Source organism: Halorhabdus rudnickae, assembly GCF_900880625.1.
Classification (GTDB): domain Archaea; phylum Halobacteriota; class Halobacteria; order Halobacteriales; family Haloarculaceae; genus Halorhabdus; species Halorhabdus rudnickae.
In genome coordinates, this window is sequence record NZ_CAAHFB010000005.1 from 124,986 (window position 1) to 141,677 (window position 16,692).

The 16,692-nt window shown below is 56.2% G+C and carries 19 protein-coding genes; 11 read left to right on the forward strand and 8 right to left on the reverse strand.

Annotated features, from left to right (window positions below; translation table 11 throughout):
* Positions 1 to 5 precede the first annotated feature (5 nt).
* On the reverse strand, positions 6 to 428 hold the full coding sequence (locus BN2694_RS14010) for a hypothetical protein (RefSeq protein ID WP_135666673.1): 423 nt from the start codon (positions 426 to 428) through the stop codon (positions 6 to 8).
* A 435-nt stretch (positions 429 to 863) separates the two neighbouring features.
* Here BN2694_RS14010 and BN2694_RS14015 point away from each other — a divergent pair, with 435 nt between their 5' ends.
* From BN2694_RS14015 to BN2694_RS14035, 5 genes are all read left to right on the forward strand, one after another.
* Positions 864 to 1,832: a ParA family protein gene (locus BN2694_RS14015; protein WP_135666675.1), complete on the forward strand. Its 969-nt coding sequence runs from the start codon at positions 864 to 866 to the stop codon at positions 1,830 to 1,832.
* Between the two features lie 6 nt (positions 1,833 to 1,838).
* The gene (locus BN2694_RS17455; RefSeq protein WP_210408987.1) at positions 1,839 to 2,330 is read left to right on the forward strand and encodes a hypothetical protein; all 492 of its coding nucleotides are present in this window, start codon (positions 1,839 to 1,841) and stop codon (positions 2,328 to 2,330) included.
* A gap of 120 nt (positions 2,331 to 2,450) precedes the next feature.
* On the forward strand, positions 2,451 to 2,966 hold the full coding sequence (locus BN2694_RS14025; protein WP_135666677.1) for a non-histone chromosomal MC1 family protein: 516 nt from the start codon (positions 2,451 to 2,453) through the stop codon (positions 2,964 to 2,966).
* 366 nt (positions 2,967 to 3,332) lie between these two features.
* Positions 3,333 to 4,541: a hypothetical protein gene (locus BN2694_RS14030; RefSeq protein WP_135666679.1), complete on the forward strand. Its 1,209-nt coding sequence runs from the start codon at positions 3,333 to 3,335 to the stop codon at positions 4,539 to 4,541.
* A gap of 44 nt (positions 4,542 to 4,585) precedes the next feature.
* Complete coding sequence (locus tag BN2694_RS14035) at positions 4,586 to 4,930, forward strand: hypothetical protein (RefSeq protein ID WP_135666681.1); 345 nt, start codon at positions 4,586 to 4,588, stop codon at positions 4,928 to 4,930.
* A 25-nt stretch (positions 4,931 to 4,955) separates the two neighbouring features.
* On the opposite strand, the gene BN2694_RS14040 is transcribed toward BN2694_RS14035, so the two are convergent.
* From BN2694_RS14040 to BN2694_RS14055, 4 genes are all read right to left on the reverse strand, one after another.
* Positions 4,956 to 7,193 (reverse strand): type B DNA-directed DNA polymerase, encoded by a 2,238-nt coding sequence (locus tag BN2694_RS14040; RefSeq protein ID WP_135666683.1) that lies wholly within the window; start codon positions 7,191 to 7,193, stop codon positions 4,956 to 4,958.
* An 11-nt stretch (positions 7,194 to 7,204) separates the two neighbouring features.
* Entirely contained in the window at positions 7,205 to 7,492 is a 288-nt protein-coding gene (locus BN2694_RS14045; RefSeq protein ID WP_135666685.1) for a hypothetical protein, read from the reverse strand.
* A gap of 5 nt (positions 7,493 to 7,497) precedes the next feature.
* On the reverse strand, positions 7,498 to 8,439 hold the full coding sequence (locus BN2694_RS14050; protein ID WP_135666687.1) for a hypothetical protein: 942 nt from the start codon (positions 8,437 to 8,439) through the stop codon (positions 7,498 to 7,500).
* Between the two features lie 558 nt (positions 8,440 to 8,997).
* Positions 8,998 to 9,897, reverse strand: coding sequence for a hypothetical protein (locus BN2694_RS14055; RefSeq protein WP_135666689.1), 900 nt, complete (start codon positions 9,895 to 9,897; stop codon positions 8,998 to 9,000).
* A gap of 149 nt (positions 9,898 to 10,046) precedes the next feature.
* Between BN2694_RS14055 and BN2694_RS18180 the strand changes: the two genes are divergently transcribed.
* A complete protein-coding gene (locus BN2694_RS18180) occupies positions 10,047 to 10,481 on the forward strand; it encodes a cytidine deaminase family protein (RefSeq protein ID WP_135666691.1) in 435 nt (144 codons plus the stop codon).
* A gap of 6 nt (positions 10,482 to 10,487) precedes the next feature.
* On the opposite strand, the gene BN2694_RS14065 is transcribed toward BN2694_RS18180, so the two are convergent.
* Entirely contained in the window at positions 10,488 to 11,504 is a 1,017-nt protein-coding gene (locus tag BN2694_RS14065) for a Cdc6/Cdc18 family protein (RefSeq protein ID WP_135666693.1), read from the reverse strand.
* 155 nt (positions 11,505 to 11,659) lie between these two features.
* Positions 11,660 to 12,430 (reverse strand): hypothetical protein, encoded by a 771-nt coding sequence (locus BN2694_RS14070; RefSeq protein WP_135666695.1) that lies wholly within the window; start codon positions 12,428 to 12,430, stop codon positions 11,660 to 11,662.
* 142 nt (positions 12,431 to 12,572) lie between these two features.
* Between BN2694_RS14070 and BN2694_RS17220 the strand changes: the two genes are divergently transcribed.
* The 5 genes from BN2694_RS17220 to BN2694_RS14090 all read left to right on the forward strand — a co-directional run bounded on the left by BN2694_RS17220 (position 12,573) and on the right by BN2694_RS14090 (position 15,233).
* The gene (locus BN2694_RS17220; RefSeq protein WP_167880047.1) at positions 12,573 to 12,728 is read left to right on the forward strand and encodes a hypothetical protein; all 156 of its coding nucleotides are present in this window, start codon (positions 12,573 to 12,575) and stop codon (positions 12,726 to 12,728) included.
* Between the two features lie 4 nt (positions 12,729 to 12,732).
* A complete protein-coding gene (locus tag BN2694_RS14075) occupies positions 12,733 to 13,554 on the forward strand; it encodes an IS5 family transposase (RefSeq protein ID WP_089872610.1) in 822 nt (273 codons plus the stop codon).
* Positions 13,555 to 13,629: 75 nt separating this feature from the next.
* Positions 13,630 to 13,881 carry a hypothetical protein gene (locus tag BN2694_RS14080; RefSeq protein ID WP_089872649.1) on the forward strand — a complete coding sequence of 84 codons (252 nt, stop codon included), beginning with the start codon at positions 13,630 to 13,632 and terminating at the stop codon, positions 13,879 to 13,881.
* Positions 13,882 to 14,034: 153 nt separating this feature from the next.
* Positions 14,035 to 14,472 carry an FxLYD domain-containing protein gene (locus tag BN2694_RS14085; RefSeq protein WP_135666698.1) on the forward strand — a complete coding sequence of 146 codons (438 nt, stop codon included), beginning with the start codon at positions 14,035 to 14,037 and terminating at the stop codon, positions 14,470 to 14,472.
* A gap of 71 nt (positions 14,473 to 14,543) precedes the next feature.
* On the forward strand, positions 14,544 to 15,233 hold the full coding sequence (locus BN2694_RS14090; RefSeq protein ID WP_135666700.1) for an SOS response-associated peptidase: 690 nt from the start codon (positions 14,544 to 14,546) through the stop codon (positions 15,231 to 15,233).
* Between the two features lie 33 nt (positions 15,234 to 15,266).
* Here the strand turns inward: BN2694_RS14090 and BN2694_RS14095 are convergent, their stop codons facing one another.
* A complete protein-coding gene (locus tag BN2694_RS14095; protein ID WP_135666702.1) occupies positions 15,267 to 16,472 on the reverse strand; it encodes a tyrosine-type recombinase/integrase in 1,206 nt (401 codons plus the stop codon).
* Positions 16,473 to 16,692: the final 220 nt, after the last annotated feature.

The window sequence follows — 16,692 nt, forward strand, 5'->3', positions numbered from 1 at the left end:
TTAGTTCACTGAGTCGCCTCGCTCGCAAACGAACGTGCTACCTCTCCACTGTCCGTTTGAGAAACGATCTCCTGAATTTCAATATCGCATCCGATGGCCTGCGAGTAGGCTTCGTTCACCTTAATCCAAGCTGATTGCGTGACATCCGCTTCGATAACCTCGCCGATCCACCCATCCTCCTGTTCCAATCTCATGCAGATAGCGTCCCCAACAATCTCGTTGATATCATCTTCAGATGGTGTATCGGTCGGCTGGAAGACGAACCACATCGGGACCAGAGTTTGCTCCGTGTCCCCCTCGTCCGCTACATCGGACTGATAAGGAGCAGTCATTACCGACCAGTTGAACTTGTCCGCGATATCATCAACCTCACTCGAACGCAATGGACGATCCGGCAGCGTTTCGGCTAAGTCAGCTGGATCAATCATCAGGCATCACCCGCTCTATTGTGCCCGGTCGTCGGAGGCTCATCCACAGACTCGAGGGCATCATCAGACATCTCACCTAATTGCCTCGCACGCGGTCCCGCTCGCCAGATCGACGATTTGGGAACATCCCGTTCCAGCCACCCTTCTCTTTCCAACTGCCTGAAAATCCGTGCTCGAGTCGCTGTAGATACAATTTCACCGTCATCGATCTCAGGAGCCTTGAACGCTCCAGACTGGATGGCACGCTCGATAGCTCTAGAGGATATCAAAGCAGCCCGGTGGTCCATATGTTCACAGAGAGCGTATAGCGACATAAATCTCATTTCCGAAACGTGAAAGAGCGCCATTTAGCCCGATTCCCATCAATTGAGCCTCAAATATGAGACTCAAATAGAAAAGTCCGGTATTACCCCCTCAAAATGCAGTATATATCTAATGGAGAGGAAAACTATGACAACCATTTATGTACCAGGAGGCTGGACCAAAGATATGGCAGAACCAGCCAAGGTGTCGATCGCTAATCAGAAGGGTGGAGTCGGAAAGACGTTAAGTACGGTTCAGATCGCCGGGGCGCTGAATCAGCGTGGCCACGACGTACTTGTCGTCGACAGCGACCCCCAGGGTTCGGCCACAATTCATCTCGGGTACAACGACTACTTCGAGGACCTGGACCTCGAGGTGTCCTTCAAGGACGTCCTCACGGATACCGACCACTTAGAAGATATCGACGAAACGATCGCCGACATCGGCGAATTCGATCTTGTCCGGTCGAACATCACGATGAACGCTGGGCTTCGGACATTGCTCGCAACCGCTAGTATGGGAGACCAGCGGCTCTCAGACGCTCTTTCAAACGTCGACGAAAACTACGACTTCGTTCTCGTCGACACGCCCCCGAGTCTCGATAAAATCGCTGTCAACTCCGCTGTCTATTCGCAGAATCTTCTCGTTCCGACATACCCGGAGAGGATGAGCACATCCGGGCTTTCGATCCTTTCGAAACATCTTGTCCAAGGTCTTCAGCACCAACTCCCGGTGTCCTATGTCGGGTTCCTTGTGAACCGGATTCAACCAAACAGTTCAGCAAGCGACATCGTGAACAAACTCGACGAAGAGTTTGGGGGCAATTTCCCGGTCTGGCGAGTCCGGGATCACGTCGCACTACAACGTTCGATCGACCCGGGACACGGGTCGATTTTCACCCATGACGAATTCGACGAGGCTCAACTCACCTATCTAGACATAGCTGCATGGCTTGAGGAAGACTTCGGAAAGGAGAGCAGCGTATCCGTCACAGACATCCTCTCGGAAGACGAGATCCGCGAGTCGACGGTCTACGGAAACGTCAACACAGAGCACCTCAATCAGATCGGCGACGAGGTCGAGCAAATAATCCAGAGGTGACCGTGTATGAGTAGTGACCAAGATGCCGAGACAGAAGGGGAGAGCGAAGGCGGTAACTCCGAAGAAAGCTCAGCAGGTTCCGACATTCTCAACGGAATGGGTGAGACCTTCCAGCAACAACAAGAATCTGCTGAAGAGGCTGAAAACCTGGAGAGGAACGAGGACGATGTAGTGGAAGATTCTGGTGAGAGCGAGTCAAGCGAGAGGGAAGACACCAGAACTTCCACAGACGAAGGCGACGAGCTCCCACCCGTCAAAGACCGTCCTCGAGTACTGACCTACCTCCCAGAAGAATTCAAGAGCACGTTCGAGATCCAGGTCTCGAAGATCAAGCTGGAGTGGCAAGAAAACGGCGACGGACGAGAAATCGAAAAGCTCCGGCACATCTACCCAATCCTCATGAAGGTAGGCGTGGACAACGCAGAGGATCTAGACGCAGAGCAGATCGGCGAATTGATGGAAGTCGTCGAAGAGTGGGACCGACAAGACGCCACCTAAGTTTAAAACACGGATCTCAGTCTGGTTGGTGAGCTTATCGGGACCATCGTCGTTGACGAGTTGTTCATTTTCCACTGCCGGATACTATTTTAACCCCCTACGTTAATATACCATAGAAGGATGGCTGAAAGTGAATCTGATCCAAATGAAAAGCGGAAGTTCACTCTTCGCTTCGAAGACGGGTCTGAACGACATAAATTCACGTCTGAATGGCCAGGTCATGCTGCTTTGAAGGCTGCCCGGAAAGAGATCGATCCGAACGGATTCACCGATCCGGAGACAGCCGAAGAAGAAAACAGCACGCGGCTCTATCTCCGAGAAATCGGGACTCGGAAGCTGTTCGTCTACAAAGCTTGGACGTGGAAGCACAATCACGCGTGCCCGGAATGTGGGAACCGACGCGTCTACCGACGCAAGCGAAAGGACCCAGACTACCGCTGTGCTAACTGCAAGGCTGAATTCGACACCCCGATGGACGCTTCCGAGGCAAGCGAAAAGTTCGATCTCGACGATGATGAGAACGGGCTGCCCGACTATCTCGATGAAGATGATCTCACCGAAGCAGATGTGACCAGACTCGGCCGCTCTCGAGTCCCGGATGGGGAGCGTCTCACAACCCCCGAAGAGGATAGCTGACCCCCCCGCACGTTCATTTATATACCGAGACGAGATACCGATGATTGCCTGGTGAAAACCAGGCCACCATCCGACCGCCGTCAGCCCACATCTATCCAGGGTCCACCTCGGGTGGGGGGACAACCCCCATACTGAGACTACCGGAGCCTGTCTATCTTCCTCCCCGCATACCAGCGCCCCAATAGAGACATTGCAGCGATGGTGACTTCCTTTTATAAATTCCTGCTTAGATGTATTTGGTAAGGGATGGCCGAAGAGGGTGAATCTAGTGGGGGAAGCCCGCCACCCGCCCCCCGACAGACGAGCGGGAAAGGGCGGAGTCGAGATAGCGACGGGGGCGGTCGAAACGATGAAAGCTACGAGGATATGGAGGCGAGCGACAGCGCCGCCGAAGAAGCGCAAGCACGCCTTGACGAAGTGGAAGAGGACGCCGGCGAGGACATGGATGAACTGCTCGAAGAGCTCGAACAGGTCCAAGCACAAGGCCCACAGCTAGGGGGTGGTCAATTCTCTTCCGAGGGCGAGAGCGCCCAATCGAACACTTCTACCCCGTCAGAAGGGGAAGGTCCAGACTCTTCCGGTCCGAGCTCATCTGCTGATCGGGAACCTCCTGGAAACTCTTGGGACACAACGCCGTCGACCTCCGAATTTGCACGCCAAGTACTTCATGAGAATGCTGTCGCAGATAAGCATCTTGACGGTGACAGTGAGCCGAACGTAGCGCAAGCAGCTGAACCCGATCACGAAAATCGGTTTGGTGGGTTCAATTCGTTCGATCCCGACGACGTCGGTGAGTGGACAAGTGTAGGGGAGGTGGACGAAGAAGGCCGGGGGTGGACCGTGGCTCGAGGTGCGAAAGAGACAGCCGATGCTCGCGAAAGTGCTGAAACCGATTTCGACGCAGTCTACCGTACCAAATACGGATCAGGTGATGGCCGTATAAGCGATCACGGTTTGAAAACGAATCAGATGTCCGTCTATGCAGTCACATCCAGTCTCGGCGTCGAAACACCACGTTTCACCTATGATGCTGAATCGGACACAGTAATCGCCGAGGGGGTCGACCAAGACGGGAGAACCATTTGGGAAATCGACGAAGGGGACGAAGATCTCTCGGAGAGGGCGAATAAAGTCGATCGTGACGAGTTCGTTGATAAAATGGCGGTCCAGGCGCTTTCCGGTAACTGGGATCTCTCCAGCGCGAATGTGATGATCGACGAGACGGGTTCTGTCCGCACTTTCGACTATGACCGAGGTGGGCGAGAATTTGGAGACTTCACGTCCATGACCTATGTGACGAAACGGGCAGAGCAAGCTGCGGACAGACTCGATAACTACCGGGACGAGCCCCTCGACGTCTCGAAAGAAGAGATCGCAGAACGCACGGCCGAAATTGCCTACGAGCTTGAGCGATCGGGCCGCGACGAAGAAGTCGTCGCGGCAGTAGGAAACCAGATGGATGCGATAGTAAGCAATAGCGAGGCTGACAGTAGCGAAGCCGAGAATCATGAGATCGTCCGCCGGAATATCGAAGTTGGGGCGGATGTAGCACGAGATCGCTTCGGATGGGACTGATTTGGACCTCGCTGTTTAATTGGGAAGAGGGGTAACTCCTCTATATGCCCATTGCAGGAATCTACTCCCCGGTCGAAGACCCGTATGAGACCCCTGAAGAGAATATCACGTTCAGACGAGTAGCAGCATTCGACACTGATCAAGGTGGGTGGTTACCGGACAGTGACGGCGAGATCGTCGCTGAATTCGATACGGAAGAACTCAAACGAGCAGATACAGACACCATACTCGACATATTTTACGATCGGTTCGAGGCGGGCCACTACAAGTTCTACATCCACCGTGAAAGTGAGGTCCCGGGGGAGATTGTCGATGGAAGCTCTTCACACGCCCCTGATGAGTTTGAAGACGTGGACGTCGTTGAGCCAGATACGGACGCACAAAATTAGCGGAGAAGGAACGGCCCCATCCCACCTATTCTACCTCTTTCTGGGCCCAGTGAGCACACTCTTGAGATACCTCAGTTTTAGTCCAGCCGAGCGGCCCGAGGATACTGGCCGCCGCCCTGGTTGCCTCGTCTCGGTAGTAGCCTGGATCGTAGGGTGTCTCATCGTCCACTTCGGGCGCTAACCTGACCCGATCCAGTCCGTCCTTGTCGTCATCGCTGACCACGAAGACGACGTCCTCTCCCGGCGCGTATTCGAGGCCCAGTTTCTCGGCACGTTCGAGCGCAGCGACCGTTCGTGTCTGATGTGAATAGGCGTCGACGGACTTCGACGCCCGGGTTCGGACGAGCAGGTCACTCGCCGGAACCTCACCCGCCTCCAGGACTTCGAGGTGATCCTCGAGGGCGGCGACCACCGACTCAGGATCTCGCGTGTTGTCGAACACGTCGATAAGGTCCTGTTGAACCCGAGCGACCCACGCCGGCGTCGATCGCTGGCGACACTCGATCCCCCGGAGTTTGTACGGATCGTCGCCGTTGCCGTCGCCGGCGTCGTGACGCTTCCCGAAGTACCGAGTCAACGCGCCACCTTGGCCGTCGCGCCGCGGGCAGAACGCCACCCAATCGAACGCACTCTCGTATTCGAGGGCGATCCCCACTTCCTCGGAGATCTCCGTCGCGATCTCGTCGAGCGGGCGTTGCTCGGCGCCGTCGCGAGCGGTGGCCCAGATCGAATCGACGATCCCGTGTTGTACCTTCCACCCGCCGGCTTCCAGGCGTTCTTTGGCGGTCAAGAGGATGTCCCGAGCGTAGGCGTTGATCGCTTCGTGGACCTCGATCCGGCCGAACTTCGCGTTGCTGAACCCCTGGTAGCCGAAACACGACACGAGGATCCACTTCAGCGCGTCCGACTGTCCCCCGAGTGCCCGCCGTTCGTCGACGGCGAGGTCTTCGTTCGCCAGCTGTTCTTTGATCGCCGCGCGATCGTCGATGATCGGCTGGAGGACCTCGGGGAGGTAGCCGTCGCTGTCGCACACCGAGTATCCCAACTCCGGGACGTCATCCTGATCGTGGCACCGACACCGGACGGTCTCCGGCGAGAGGTTGTGCTGGCAGATGATGTTCGGATACATCGACGCGAAGTCGAGCTCGTGGACGTCATCGTGGACGCCCACGATCGGCGAGAGCGTCGTCCCGCCCCGGTCGGCATCGTGGAGCGTCCCCGCGGTCTTGAATCGCTCTGGCCGCCAGGCACGCCACTGGACGAGCACGTCGCGACGGGTCGCCTCTCGAATTTGGATCGCCGTGAGGACGTTCCCGATCGACGCCCAAGCTAATTCCTGGAGGGGCTTGCCCGACCGCTCGACGAGATCGAGCGCGCCGGCGAGGTTCGTCTCCTCGAGGAAGAACGTGTTCGAGCGATCGATTACGACACGACCCGGGACGTTGTAGCGGGCCGGCGAGTGCATCCGTCGGCCGTAGGACTCGAACGTGGACTCGCCGGCGAGTTGCTGATAGGCGGGAACCTGCCTTTTCGAGACTCCCGCCGGAACCCGTTGCAGGCCCAGGTCGATGCCGTGCTCGTCAGCCGCGTCGGCGACCAGGGGGACGATCTCGCCCCGCTCGACCGAGAGGACGTCCGGGTCGAACTCTCGTAGCTGTCGCCGGAGTGCGTGGAGGACCTCGTCGACGGTGGCGACGCCGGCCTCACCACGACCGTCGCGACGGTCGCCGTCGGCGCCGTCGACGGTGCTGATCTCGAGGGCGGTGAGGTCCTCGTTCGCCGCTGCTTCGCGAGGCAGGTCTAATCGGAGTCGCCGCGGCGGTCGCGACGGTGCCGGGTCGGTATTTGTTTCGAGGCAGAACCGGAACTCGGGAGAGAAGTCCACGTTGAACGCCCGGTACGGATTCCGTCCTTGTGGGCCGCGATCCTCGATGAAGCGAGCGATTTCCCGTACTGTATCCATCCGATCGACTTCAATACGCAGTACAGGCTGGTCAGCGAAGCGAAACCCTGGATTCTCCCACTCGAAGCTGAGGTTTGCGACCGCGGGATGCATCCCAAGGTCCTCGCGAAGGACTGCAAGGTCGTCGACGCAGGCAGTCCGGTCCGGGTTCTGGTGTTGCATCCCTCTCGCAGCGACCGCGTACACGGTCGGGCGATATTCGGTTTCCCGCGTCGCCGACCATCCTGGATCGTCGACGGACCCTTCGAGCGACCACACGAGCGGCTTCCCGTCACCGAGAAAGTCGATCGTTAGGACCATCTTCCCGCGTCTCACCCCCGGGTTTCCCGTCGAAGATCAACGTCTTCCGACTCGATTTCGGCCAGCCGGTGCTCTAACTCGTCGATCCGCCGCTCCTGGGCGAGTGCGATCGACACGAGGACCGGGACGATCGGAGACTGGTGGTTGAGGTTCCCCGCCGCGTCGGCATGGGTGTTGGCGTGCTTGAGCAGCCGGTCGAAGTGTTCCTGGTCCTCGTGGCGAAGCGCCCGTCGGAACGGTTGCCACCGGTCTTCGACCGCTCGGAGAACGTCCCGAAAGGTGGGGTTCGTGCGTCCCATGCTGATCACCGGATATCTCCCGGGGCGATGGTCGGTGACGATAGCCGGCTCCCCGGGCCGGACGGCGCCGGCGAGCCCGCGCCGGTCACGACGGACGGGTGACGAGCGGCAAGGATCTCGGACCAGTAGGTGATCGTAGTCTGCTGGATGCCGTCGCCGACGTCGTAGACGAGCGTCTCGAAGTCGAGCTCGTCACACTCGAACCGTGGGCCGAACTGGGTTTCCTCGAGGGCGATCGTCGTGGCGGCCGTCTCCAGCGCGCTCGCAGCGCCGTCACGCCGAGTCCGGGTGAGGACGACCGGGATGTCCTGGTCGCGAGCGATGGCTTGCAGCGTCGCCAGCGACCGCAGGAGAAGCGCCTGTGCATCGTCGTCCGGCAGGTCACCGCCGCAATACAACGCGTCCAGAGCCGGCGCGACGACCACAGCTGGGCGATCCGTCGCGGGCCCGCCGAACGGTGACGGTGGGCCGTCGCGAAGCCATCTGCCGACCTGATCGACGAGCGTGACGTGCTGGTGGATGGTGAACGCTCGGGCAACGTGGACGCGGTCGAGGGCCCGCTCGGAGGGAGCGACCTGCGCGAAGGCGCGGGTTGTAGCATGACCCTGCGCGTCGATCCAGACGACGTCACCGCCAGCCGAGAGCGCGGTATCCAGCGCGAGCGCGTGAAGCGTCCCGACCGTCGCCGATCGTCGCGACCGTGGCGTGTCGACGTCCGGGTCCAGGAGGTAATAGTCGTCCTCGAGGCTGGGGAACTCCGGCAGCAAGAGGCCGGCGTCGGCGGTCGCGACGGCCGCGTCGTCGATCTCACCGGATGAGCGCTGCCGTGCTCGCTGGCCGAGAAGATCGTCGCGACTCGGGCCCGGCCAGCGGCGATCGCCGGCGATCGCCGATCCCCCTTTGACGTCGGAGCGATCCGGTTCTCTATCGCTACTCGTGAGGTCCATAGTGGACAATACCTCAAGCAGCTACATACTGTCTGCCGGGGAGTTTCCGGATTTCCAGGCCCCTGACCCAATTGCCGTATATCGAGGATGGCGCTCTTCAGATGAGGATCCAAGCAGTTTCCGAGTTGTTTCCGAAGCGGTAGTTAACCAACAGAATCGGATCCAAAACGGACTGTTGGTTAACGACATCATCCCCGAGAACAAGGTGAAATGGACTGATGTCAACAGGACTTGGGGTGTCTGACGCAAAGTTATGAGCGATTGGCTGGTACTCGGGCCTATGATTGAGACGATCTCGCAGTTCTTTGGAGAACGGCAGAATCTCCATTCGTATCACGAATGCCGGCGCTGTGGGGTGACTGTCACCCAGCCAGACGGGGTCTGTCACAGCTGTGGGAGCGATGAAATTGGTGAATATACGCTTTGACCCCCTTCTGTCGGAACTCTACGTATCACTCCTAGTCACCACTTCGTGATGTATCATGGGTATCGTTCACTTTTACTTCAAATCCTGTTAGAAACTAAGTGCAAGATACAAGGTACGAATGTAGCATGATACTATGATTCCTCTAGCTCCGGATAGCTCGAGGCTTCCCGGTACTCTTCGACCCGCTCATCGTACTCCTTCTCAGCCTCTTCAAGCATCGTGTCGACGAGGTTTTCAGCGGCCTGGTAGTGACGGTTGACGCGATCCACGACGCGGACATGGTCCCCCTTAACGGGCTTGAATGAGGCTTCGGGATCGCCGGGGCGAAAGTCATCCAAGTCGTCTATCGGAACCGTGATGGTTATCTCACCGCCCTCGGTAGTAGGGCCGATGAAGTGAGCGATTGAGGAGGGCAGTGTAAGATGGTGTTGCGCGTAGGTTCGAAGGGCCTTGATCACCTCGTGTTCGTTCTCGAATTCGACCTTTGCGTCCTTGATTGGCCCCTCTGTTGGGAGATGAGGCTCAACGCTTTTTTCCAGTATCTCTTCAAAACTGTACGCTGCGGCAGTATAATTGTGGATGTCTGCGCGTATTCGGCGGTGGAAGTTGCCGTCCTGATCAATCCCTTCGTCCTCCACAATCTCTTGGGCCTCCTGTAATTGCTGCTGATTGTGGTAGAGGATGGCGATAGCATTGGTGAGTTCGTGAGCTGCGTCAACGATTTTGCGGACGGGATGAGACTTCTTTTGAAGCGGTTCCTTTCGTACGTGCTTGGCGATATCAGGATGGTTATCGTGTCTGTCAGTACCGTGCTTGTTTGCCTCGAAGGAGAGGCTGGAGCCCTTATCCTTGACTTGGATATCGTATTTGGTGTCGCAGTTGTTGCTAGGACAGTTGTAGCAGAGGGTGTAGAGGTGCTCAGACTGCTGTTCGAAATCAGTCGCTTGAATGTCGAACTCGCTGTTGCAGTTAAAACATCTAATTTCGTCATTGAGGAGGGCGTTAATCAGCCGCTCAAGTTCACTATCCATATCTTGAGATTTTGGTGAGCGTTCCTTTACAATTTCTTCGTCCAGTCGCGAGGGGTATCAGTTCGACTTCCGCTGCGAATTAGCCCTGTGGGGAACCTTCGGGTTGAGCCCGAAAGTGAAATCAATCACTCCACAGTCTTACTCAGTATATGGGAGAACCTCAGGAAAAGTTGATAGAAGCGGCGCGAGATGCGGCTGAACGTGGAGCGAATTCGGTTGGTGACCCTGGAAAGGTAGGTGCCGCGGTCAGGGCCTCTGACGGGGGAATATATACTGGTTCAGTAGTCTCTACCGAGGACAGACATCAAACGATACACGCGGAGAGGCTTGCCGTCACGAACGCGGTAACAGAACATGAAGAGCCAAATCCTATAGAAGCAGTCGCAGTCAATACGGCTCTCGCTGTCGACGAAGAAAGCTCACATGCCCGTGTTTGCGGTTCCTGTCTACATTTCATTTCCGAGTTCTCTAACGGTGATATTCCCATCTATATCGTACATATGCTCGGTGAGCGCGAGACAACCCTTCGCACGCTGTATCCTGAACCTTGGTCAAAATCTTCCGACTCAGCGGAATATCCATAACACTCGTTAGGTTTCACTCGCGGACGGTATTCGATATGACCGATTCGGGCCATTCCCTTTGGCCTCAACGAGATTATACCGCTCGAGTTTCTGGAGCCACGAGCGAATCGTTCTCTTCGTCCGAGGATCGGCAACTCGCTCGGTGTATTGCTCGTAGATCTCTCGTGGCGGTAGTTCGCCGGCGTCGCGGAGGACCTCGTAGACTTCCCGTTGCTCTCGCCGGAGCGAGTCAAGCGCTTTCGAGCGGACTTCCTGACGAGCCGCTGGGATCGCGGCCTCGATGTGGCTGTCCCGGACGTGTTCTGCCCCGTCACGATCGGCTTGACTGGCCGCACTCCGAAGGATGCTCAACCCGACGCGGGCGTCGCCGGCGGCGGCATCGGCGATCCACCGCAGCTGGTCGCGATCGACGGCGCCAGGAGCAAGCCCGTACTCGACGCGGTCGGCCATGATGTCGGTCAATTCGTCGATGTCGTAGCGGTCGAAGTGGATGGTCTCGGCCGTATGAAGACGGGAGCGGACACGCTCGTCGAGGCCAGCGAGGAGCTCTTCTTCGTCGTTCGTGATCAGGACCACGGAGAACTTCGAGAGCCGGTAGAGGTCGTAGATCGGGTGGCCGTCTTCGAGCTGATCCACCTCGTCAAGCGCGACGATCACGGGCGGGCCGTCGTAGCGATCCAGGCGATCGAGGAGCTCGTCGTGCGGCGTGGACTTCCGATGGACGTCGACGGCCTGGCCAAGCCCTTCGAGAATCCGGTAGAGCGCTTTGAACCGCGTGTAGGACTGCCAGCAGTTGACGTGGACGTACTCGACGTCGAGGACGTTTTCGCGAAGGCGACCGGCGGTGAACTTCGTGATGGTGGTCTTCCCGGCGCCGGACGGGCCGGTGATCAGCGCGGAGTCGGCGGGGTTGCCCTCCGTGACGGGTTCGAGGACGTGCGAGAGCGCGTTCACTTCGTGATCCCTGTGGACGACGTCGTTCGGGACGAACTCTTCACGAAGGACGCGAGCGTCCTCGATCATCTGGCCGAGGATTCAGAAGCCAGGGTGATAAACAGAAGGGGGTAGTTTCCGGGTTTCCGACTTCTGAAATCGTAGATGGTACTGATAACACAGTATCCTCCGACTGAATGTAAAAATGTATTAATTAACAAATATATTATAGATGGTGCTCTGTCTCACTTGCGTTCGTCTTTCAAATCAGAGATTGCGGCGTCAAAATCGTCATAAACACGGGGTTTGATTCCATCTTCGATGGTTTCTACCACTTTGTCTATCAACTCTATATTAACCCACTTAGATTCTAAGAGTAACATATTACAATCAGAGAGTATGGCCTGAGTGCATATCTCTAAATCAGCAATATCGTTCGCGTCAGGTTTCTCGTTAGAATCCATTTCCTGAAAACGCTGAAGATAGACTTCTCCCTTCACAAGCTCCACTATATCCAATTCGTGTTGATGAAGGACTAATTGGTCCCCGTCTTCTTGTTCCTTCAAGTGGTCTTTGAAAGCCAGCCCTTTGAGGTTCTCATACCCGTATTCTTGAATGAGGTCCCGATACTCCTCAATACTGGTATAAAACTCGTCGACCGGTTCCCAATCAGAAGAACGGAAGATGTATTGTAACGTCTCAACCATCCCGAGATGTCGTGTCTGTTCCGCTGCAAATCTTCGGAATTCATCATCTGGAATAATAGAGATCGGATTACTCGAGATGGGATATTCATCCCCGTCAGTCGGTGTTGGAGGAAGACAGTAGTCCGCAATTCCAACGATGATTTTGGACATAATGTCCTGTTCGTCAGCTTTGACTAGATCGATGAAATTTCCGTAGCTAAAGTAGACTCTCACATCATCAGAGGCACACACCTCATAGAACTCCTTGAAGAGGTTTGGATCCTTTTTGAGAGCAATCCAGTAGTTTGTATCCAATATTACTTTGTTCATCTTAGTCAACACTCATGAACTACACCGTATAAATTCCACTCTTGAGGTCTAGTGGAAGTCTATAGAGCAGTAGACTTAGTCTTGCTAGTCCTGAAGCCAACCACCTTGCGAATCGATTTATGACATCATATTAATAGTTAGTATGAGCACTTCAATGAAGGTCTTTAAGAAGGGGCCCGCCATCAAAAACAAGAACACAGCAATAAGTGAGCTAGTGAGGACAAGCAAGGAAATGAGAAAGAAGAATGACGGCTCTGTTGAAACCCTCAGAGAGTTACAGGTTGGGCCGGTAGTCTGACCGGATGGAAGCCCTCCCGAAGTCACGGTTGCTCCGGTTCGTTGAGCAGGCGTATCACTTGGCTCGACGAGCTGTTGCTCGCTACTCCTCAAAGTTCTCGAAACGACGGTACACACTTCATCAACACATCGTCCTCCTCTGTCTCAAGGTTCGGAAGAATACGACGTATCGAACGCTTCTTGACGAACTTATCGAGATGCCCCGGATTCGGAGTGCCATTGATCTGACGGAACTCCCCTCACCTTCGACGTTGTGTAAGGCGTTCAAGCGACTCGACATGGCTGTTTGGCGGGTTCTTCTCAACCTCTCAGTCACGCTTCTCCCGACCAATGGTGTCGTTGGGATTGATGCCTCCGGTTTCGACCGGAGTCACGCCTCGAAACACTATACAAAGCGAACGGAGATGACGATTCAGCAGTTGAAAGTCACGCTCCTCGTAGACACAAGGTCGAACGCAATCATTGACTTACACGTGACGACGACACGAAAACACGACTCACAGATCGCACCGTCGCTCATCAAGCGGAACTACGGTGACGTAGAGATTCTCCTCGGTGACAAGGGATACGACGATCAGAAGATTCGTGTCTTAGCTCACGAGGAGGGTGTTCGCCCGCTCATCAAGCACCGCGAGTTTTCGTCGCTACACAAGGCGTGGAACGCTCGGTTGGACGCTAACCTCTATGGTCAACGGAGTCAGAACGAGACAGTAAACTCCCGCCTCAAGCGCAAATACGGTGCATTCGTCCGCTCACGCTACTGGTGGAAACAGTTCCGTGAACTCGCTATTGGCTGTCTCACACATAACATCGACAAGACACTCTGAGCGTTAGATACCGGTAGTACACTTATCGCGCTGTACAAGCCAATTATATAATGGATGGGGAGCATAGTATTCGACATGGGCGACTCCGACAACCTCCCCGAAGCCGAAATTCGGCGCGCTGTGCGAGAAGAGATGTCAAGAGCGGGGCGGTCAGTTCTCTCAACTGTCTTTTGGACGATACTAGCAGCATTCACGGTTCTCGTTGGCCTTCAAGCGGTTCAAATGGCATTCTACACAACTGGCTTGGCTGCTGTGGCCTTTATTGCGGTTGGTATACTCGTTACGGGCGCTAGCATCTATCTCCTTTATCTCCTTCACTGGGCCTAGCAACGTGATGATACGATTGTAGAATTGAATCGACCATCCGCAGTCCTATCTAACGGCAGATTCATCCGGGGAGCTATCAAAACAATAGGGTTTCAACAGAGCCAGAATGACCTAACCCGGCGAGCAGTTCTGGCAGGGATAGGGCCCGGGCTGGTGGCAGTAGCAGGTTGTTCAGAGGAGGAGGAAGAAACTCCTGGGAATGAAGGGAGCGACGGTTCTCCCACCCCGACAGAAACCACGCCCGAGTTAGAATCCTATGTCAAGCTGGTAGACCATAGTTTTGAGGAAAGAGGTTGGAACAGCGTAGATTTCTTTTACACACTCAAGAACGTTAGCGACCAAGAGATGGGCTGGATAGAGACTACTATCGAATTATATCAAGATAACGAAAGGGTGGAGGACAGAGTAAATGATACATCTGACCTTGACCCGGGAATTGAAGTGACTGAATCGCTCTACCTGAATGATGTTTCTCCTGATTCCGAAATCACACGATATGAGATCGAAGTGATTGTCCATCTAGATGACGGTGACGTGAGTCATACTTACGAATTTACAGAGTTTGAGGCCCAGGAGCCGACTCCGGCGTAATCGTACAATTGAACCCCTTTCCCGTCTTTGCCATCCGGAAGTTGAAGTCCCATCTCCGAGAAAACACGGGTATGTGCGGTCGGAACTCGCTGTTCATCGACCAGCAAGATCTCGAGTCCGCCTTCGACGCGACGGTGGTCGCCGATGGAGACTACGAGCCTCGGTACAATATCGCGCCTGGTGACGGCCTCGAGGTGATCACCAGCGACGCCCCGGACGAGATCGACCGCTTCCACTGGGGCTTGATCCCGTCGTGGGCAGACGATCCCAGTGACGGGATCATCAACGCTCGGTCGGAGACCGTCGACGAGAAGCGAGTCTTCCAGGAGGCGTGGGAGTCGCGGCCCTGTCTGGTGCCGTCCTCAGGGTTCTACGAGTGGCAATCACGGAACGGCGGGCTGAAACAGCCCTATCGGATTTACCGCGAGGATAGCCCGGCGTTCGCGATGGCCGGCATCTGGGACGAGTGGGAGGAAAACGGTGAGTCGCGGTCCTGCGTGACGATCCTCACGACCGAGCCGAACGATTTGATGGAGCCGATTCACGATCGGATGCCAGTGGTCCTCCCACGGGAGGCTGAAGATCGCTGGCTTTCAGCTGACCCCGAGGAACGGCACGAACTCTGCCAGCCCTACCCCCGCGAGGACATGGACGCCTATCCGATTTCGACCCGAGTGAACGACCCCAGTAACGATTCTCCCCAGGTGATCGAGCCCGAAGAACACGAGCAAGCAGGTCTGGACGATTTCGAGAGTGAGTAGTCAGAAGTCCCTCAGTCCAGTACAGGAAGCGGATCAGCTAGTATCGTCGCTTAGGATCTGATCAACACGCTCCCGATTCTCCTTGGTCCGCTCTTCACGATACGATTCGTGGGTCGTTTCGATCGACTGGTGCCGTAGAAGTTCTTGAGTGAGCTCGGCATCTTTAGCATAGAGTTCCGACCCAAGGCCCCGACGGCCGCCGTGAGGTTTCAGATACTCGCCGTCGACGTTCACATCTGCTTCCTCTGAGAGTCGCTTGAGTACCGATCGAGCGCCGTTCTTCGACAGCGCCGGTGGGGTGATATCGTATTCTCGGCAGATATCCAGCCATTCGTTTTCGTCGATCACGTCCTCAATCTCGTCGTCGTCCCATCCCCGCTCCTGGAGAGCTTCACGAACGGTTGCTGACAGTGAGGGGTAATGGCCGGTCACGAAGATGGGCCACTCGTCGGAGCTAGGCTTCATCGACTTCTTATGCCGTTCGAGAACCGACACCACCCGGTCGATCAGCGGGACATCCTGGTACTCCCGGGACTTGCCGAAGACAGATGCAACCCCATCCTGGAGGGAAACATCGTCCCAGTTGAGGCCATTCCGCTGATCGTCTCGCGGGTCGGCGACAATCTCAGCGCCACGGACGCCGGTGAGCGCGAGCATCTCGACCAAAGCCCGATCTCGGAAGGCTTGTTCGCGATCAACGTCGGCGTGATCGGCGTCAGTAGCCGCCTCTACCGATTCATCTTCTGACTGGACGTCATCCTCCGCCTCTACCTCAAGGGCCGCTCGCGCCCGTTCGTCGACGTAGGATAGTAGCGACTCGCGGGCGTCTTCGGACCAGTACTGCCGATTCGGTTCGGATGTGTTCTCCGGGAGGGGGTCTTGTGCTCGGTTCGGTTGGGCCGGATTGCTGTCGAGCCGTTCGTCGTCGACGCACCAGCCGAGGAACGCACGGACGCATAGCCAGTAGGGGCCACTGTCGCAGGCCGACGCACTACTGAGGGAGTCGGAATCGTCGTCAGCACGCTCACGGAGCCATTGAGAGTAGCGGCGAACATCGATCACCTCGATATCGTCGATGCTCTCGATGCCGCGCTGTTCGCGAAGGAACCAGCTGAAATCCGAGAGGACTGTGGCGGAGGTCGCTCGGTAGCTGCCCGAGTCGATCTCAGCCAGACGGGCGTCGATCGCCGCGTCAAGGCTGTTCTGCCGGGTCGAACCCAGGGATTTCGTGTCCCTCATCGCTTGTGCTTCCCTGACGGCGCCGGGGTACAATAATCTACTGTGTTTTATTGGGCTAAAACACAGTAATTGTATACCGGCCAGTACCTCTCGAATTCGGCCATTTCAGCCCATCAAGACTGCATTTAGCTCATGTATAAACTACATGCCGCTATATGAATTGTCAAATTTGGAAGTTCCACTACTTCGGAGGTTGGTATATTGAAGACCGGAACTAGCG

Bases quoted from the DNA above. Each gene is read 5' to 3' on its own strand.
- BN2694_RS14010 (WP_135666673.1), bottom strand. From the start codon at position 428: ATGATTGATCCAGCTGACTTAGCCGAAACGCTGCCGGATCGTCCATTG.
- BN2694_RS14035 (WP_135666681.1), top strand. From the start codon at position 4,586: ATGCCCATTGCAGGAATCTACTCCCCGGTCGAAGACCCGTATGAGACC.
- BN2694_RS14045 (WP_135666685.1), bottom strand. From the start codon at position 7,492: ATGGGACGCACGAACCCCACCTTTCGGGACGTTCTCCGAGCGGTCGAA.
- BN2694_RS14090 (WP_135666700.1), top strand. From the start codon at position 14,544: ATGTGCGGTCGGAACTCGCTGTTCATCGACCAGCAAGATCTCGAGTCC.
- BN2694_RS14015 (WP_135666675.1), top strand. From the start codon at position 864: ATGGAGAGGAAAACTATGACAACCATTTATGTACCAGGAGGCTGGACC.
- BN2694_RS14025 (WP_135666677.1), top strand. From the start codon at position 2,451: ATGGCTGAAAGTGAATCTGATCCAAATGAAAAGCGGAAGTTCACTCTT.
- BN2694_RS14070 (WP_135666695.1), bottom strand. From the start codon at position 12,430: ATGAACAAAGTAATATTGGATACAAACTACTGGATTGCTCTCAAAAAG.
- BN2694_RS14030 (WP_135666679.1), top strand. From the start codon at position 3,333: ATGGAGGCGAGCGACAGCGCCGCCGAAGAAGCGCAAGCACGCCTTGAC.
- BN2694_RS14075 (WP_089872610.1), top strand. From the start codon at position 12,733: ATGGAAGCCCTCCCGAAGTCACGGTTGCTCCGGTTCGTTGAGCAGGCG.
- BN2694_RS17455 (WP_210408987.1), top strand. From the start codon at position 1,839: ATGAGTAGTGACCAAGATGCCGAGACAGAAGGGGAGAGCGAAGGCGGT.
- BN2694_RS17220 (WP_167880047.1), top strand. From the start codon at position 12,573: ATGAGCACTTCAATGAAGGTCTTTAAGAAGGGGCCCGCCATCAAAAAC.
- BN2694_RS14050 (WP_135666687.1), bottom strand. From the start codon at position 8,439: ATGGACCTCACGAGTAGCGATAGAGAACCGGATCGCTCCGACGTCAAA.
- BN2694_RS14065 (WP_135666693.1), bottom strand. From the start codon at position 11,504: ATGATCGAGGACGCTCGCGTCCTTCGTGAAGAGTTCGTCCCGAACGAC.
- BN2694_RS14040 (WP_135666683.1), bottom strand. From the start codon at position 7,193: ATGGTCCTAACGATCGACTTTCTCGGTGACGGGAAGCCGCTCGTGTGG.
- BN2694_RS14080 (WP_089872649.1), top strand. From the start codon at position 13,630: ATGGGCGACTCCGACAACCTCCCCGAAGCCGAAATTCGGCGCGCTGTG.
- BN2694_RS14095 (WP_135666702.1), bottom strand. From the start codon at position 16,472: ATGAGGGACACGAAATCCCTGGGTTCGACCCGGCAGAACAGCCTTGAC.
- BN2694_RS14055 (WP_135666689.1), bottom strand. From the start codon at position 9,897: ATGGATAGTGAACTTGAGCGGCTGATTAACGCCCTCCTCAATGACGAA.
- BN2694_RS18180 (WP_135666691.1), top strand. From the start codon at position 10,047: ATGGGAGAACCTCAGGAAAAGTTGATAGAAGCGGCGCGAGATGCGGCT.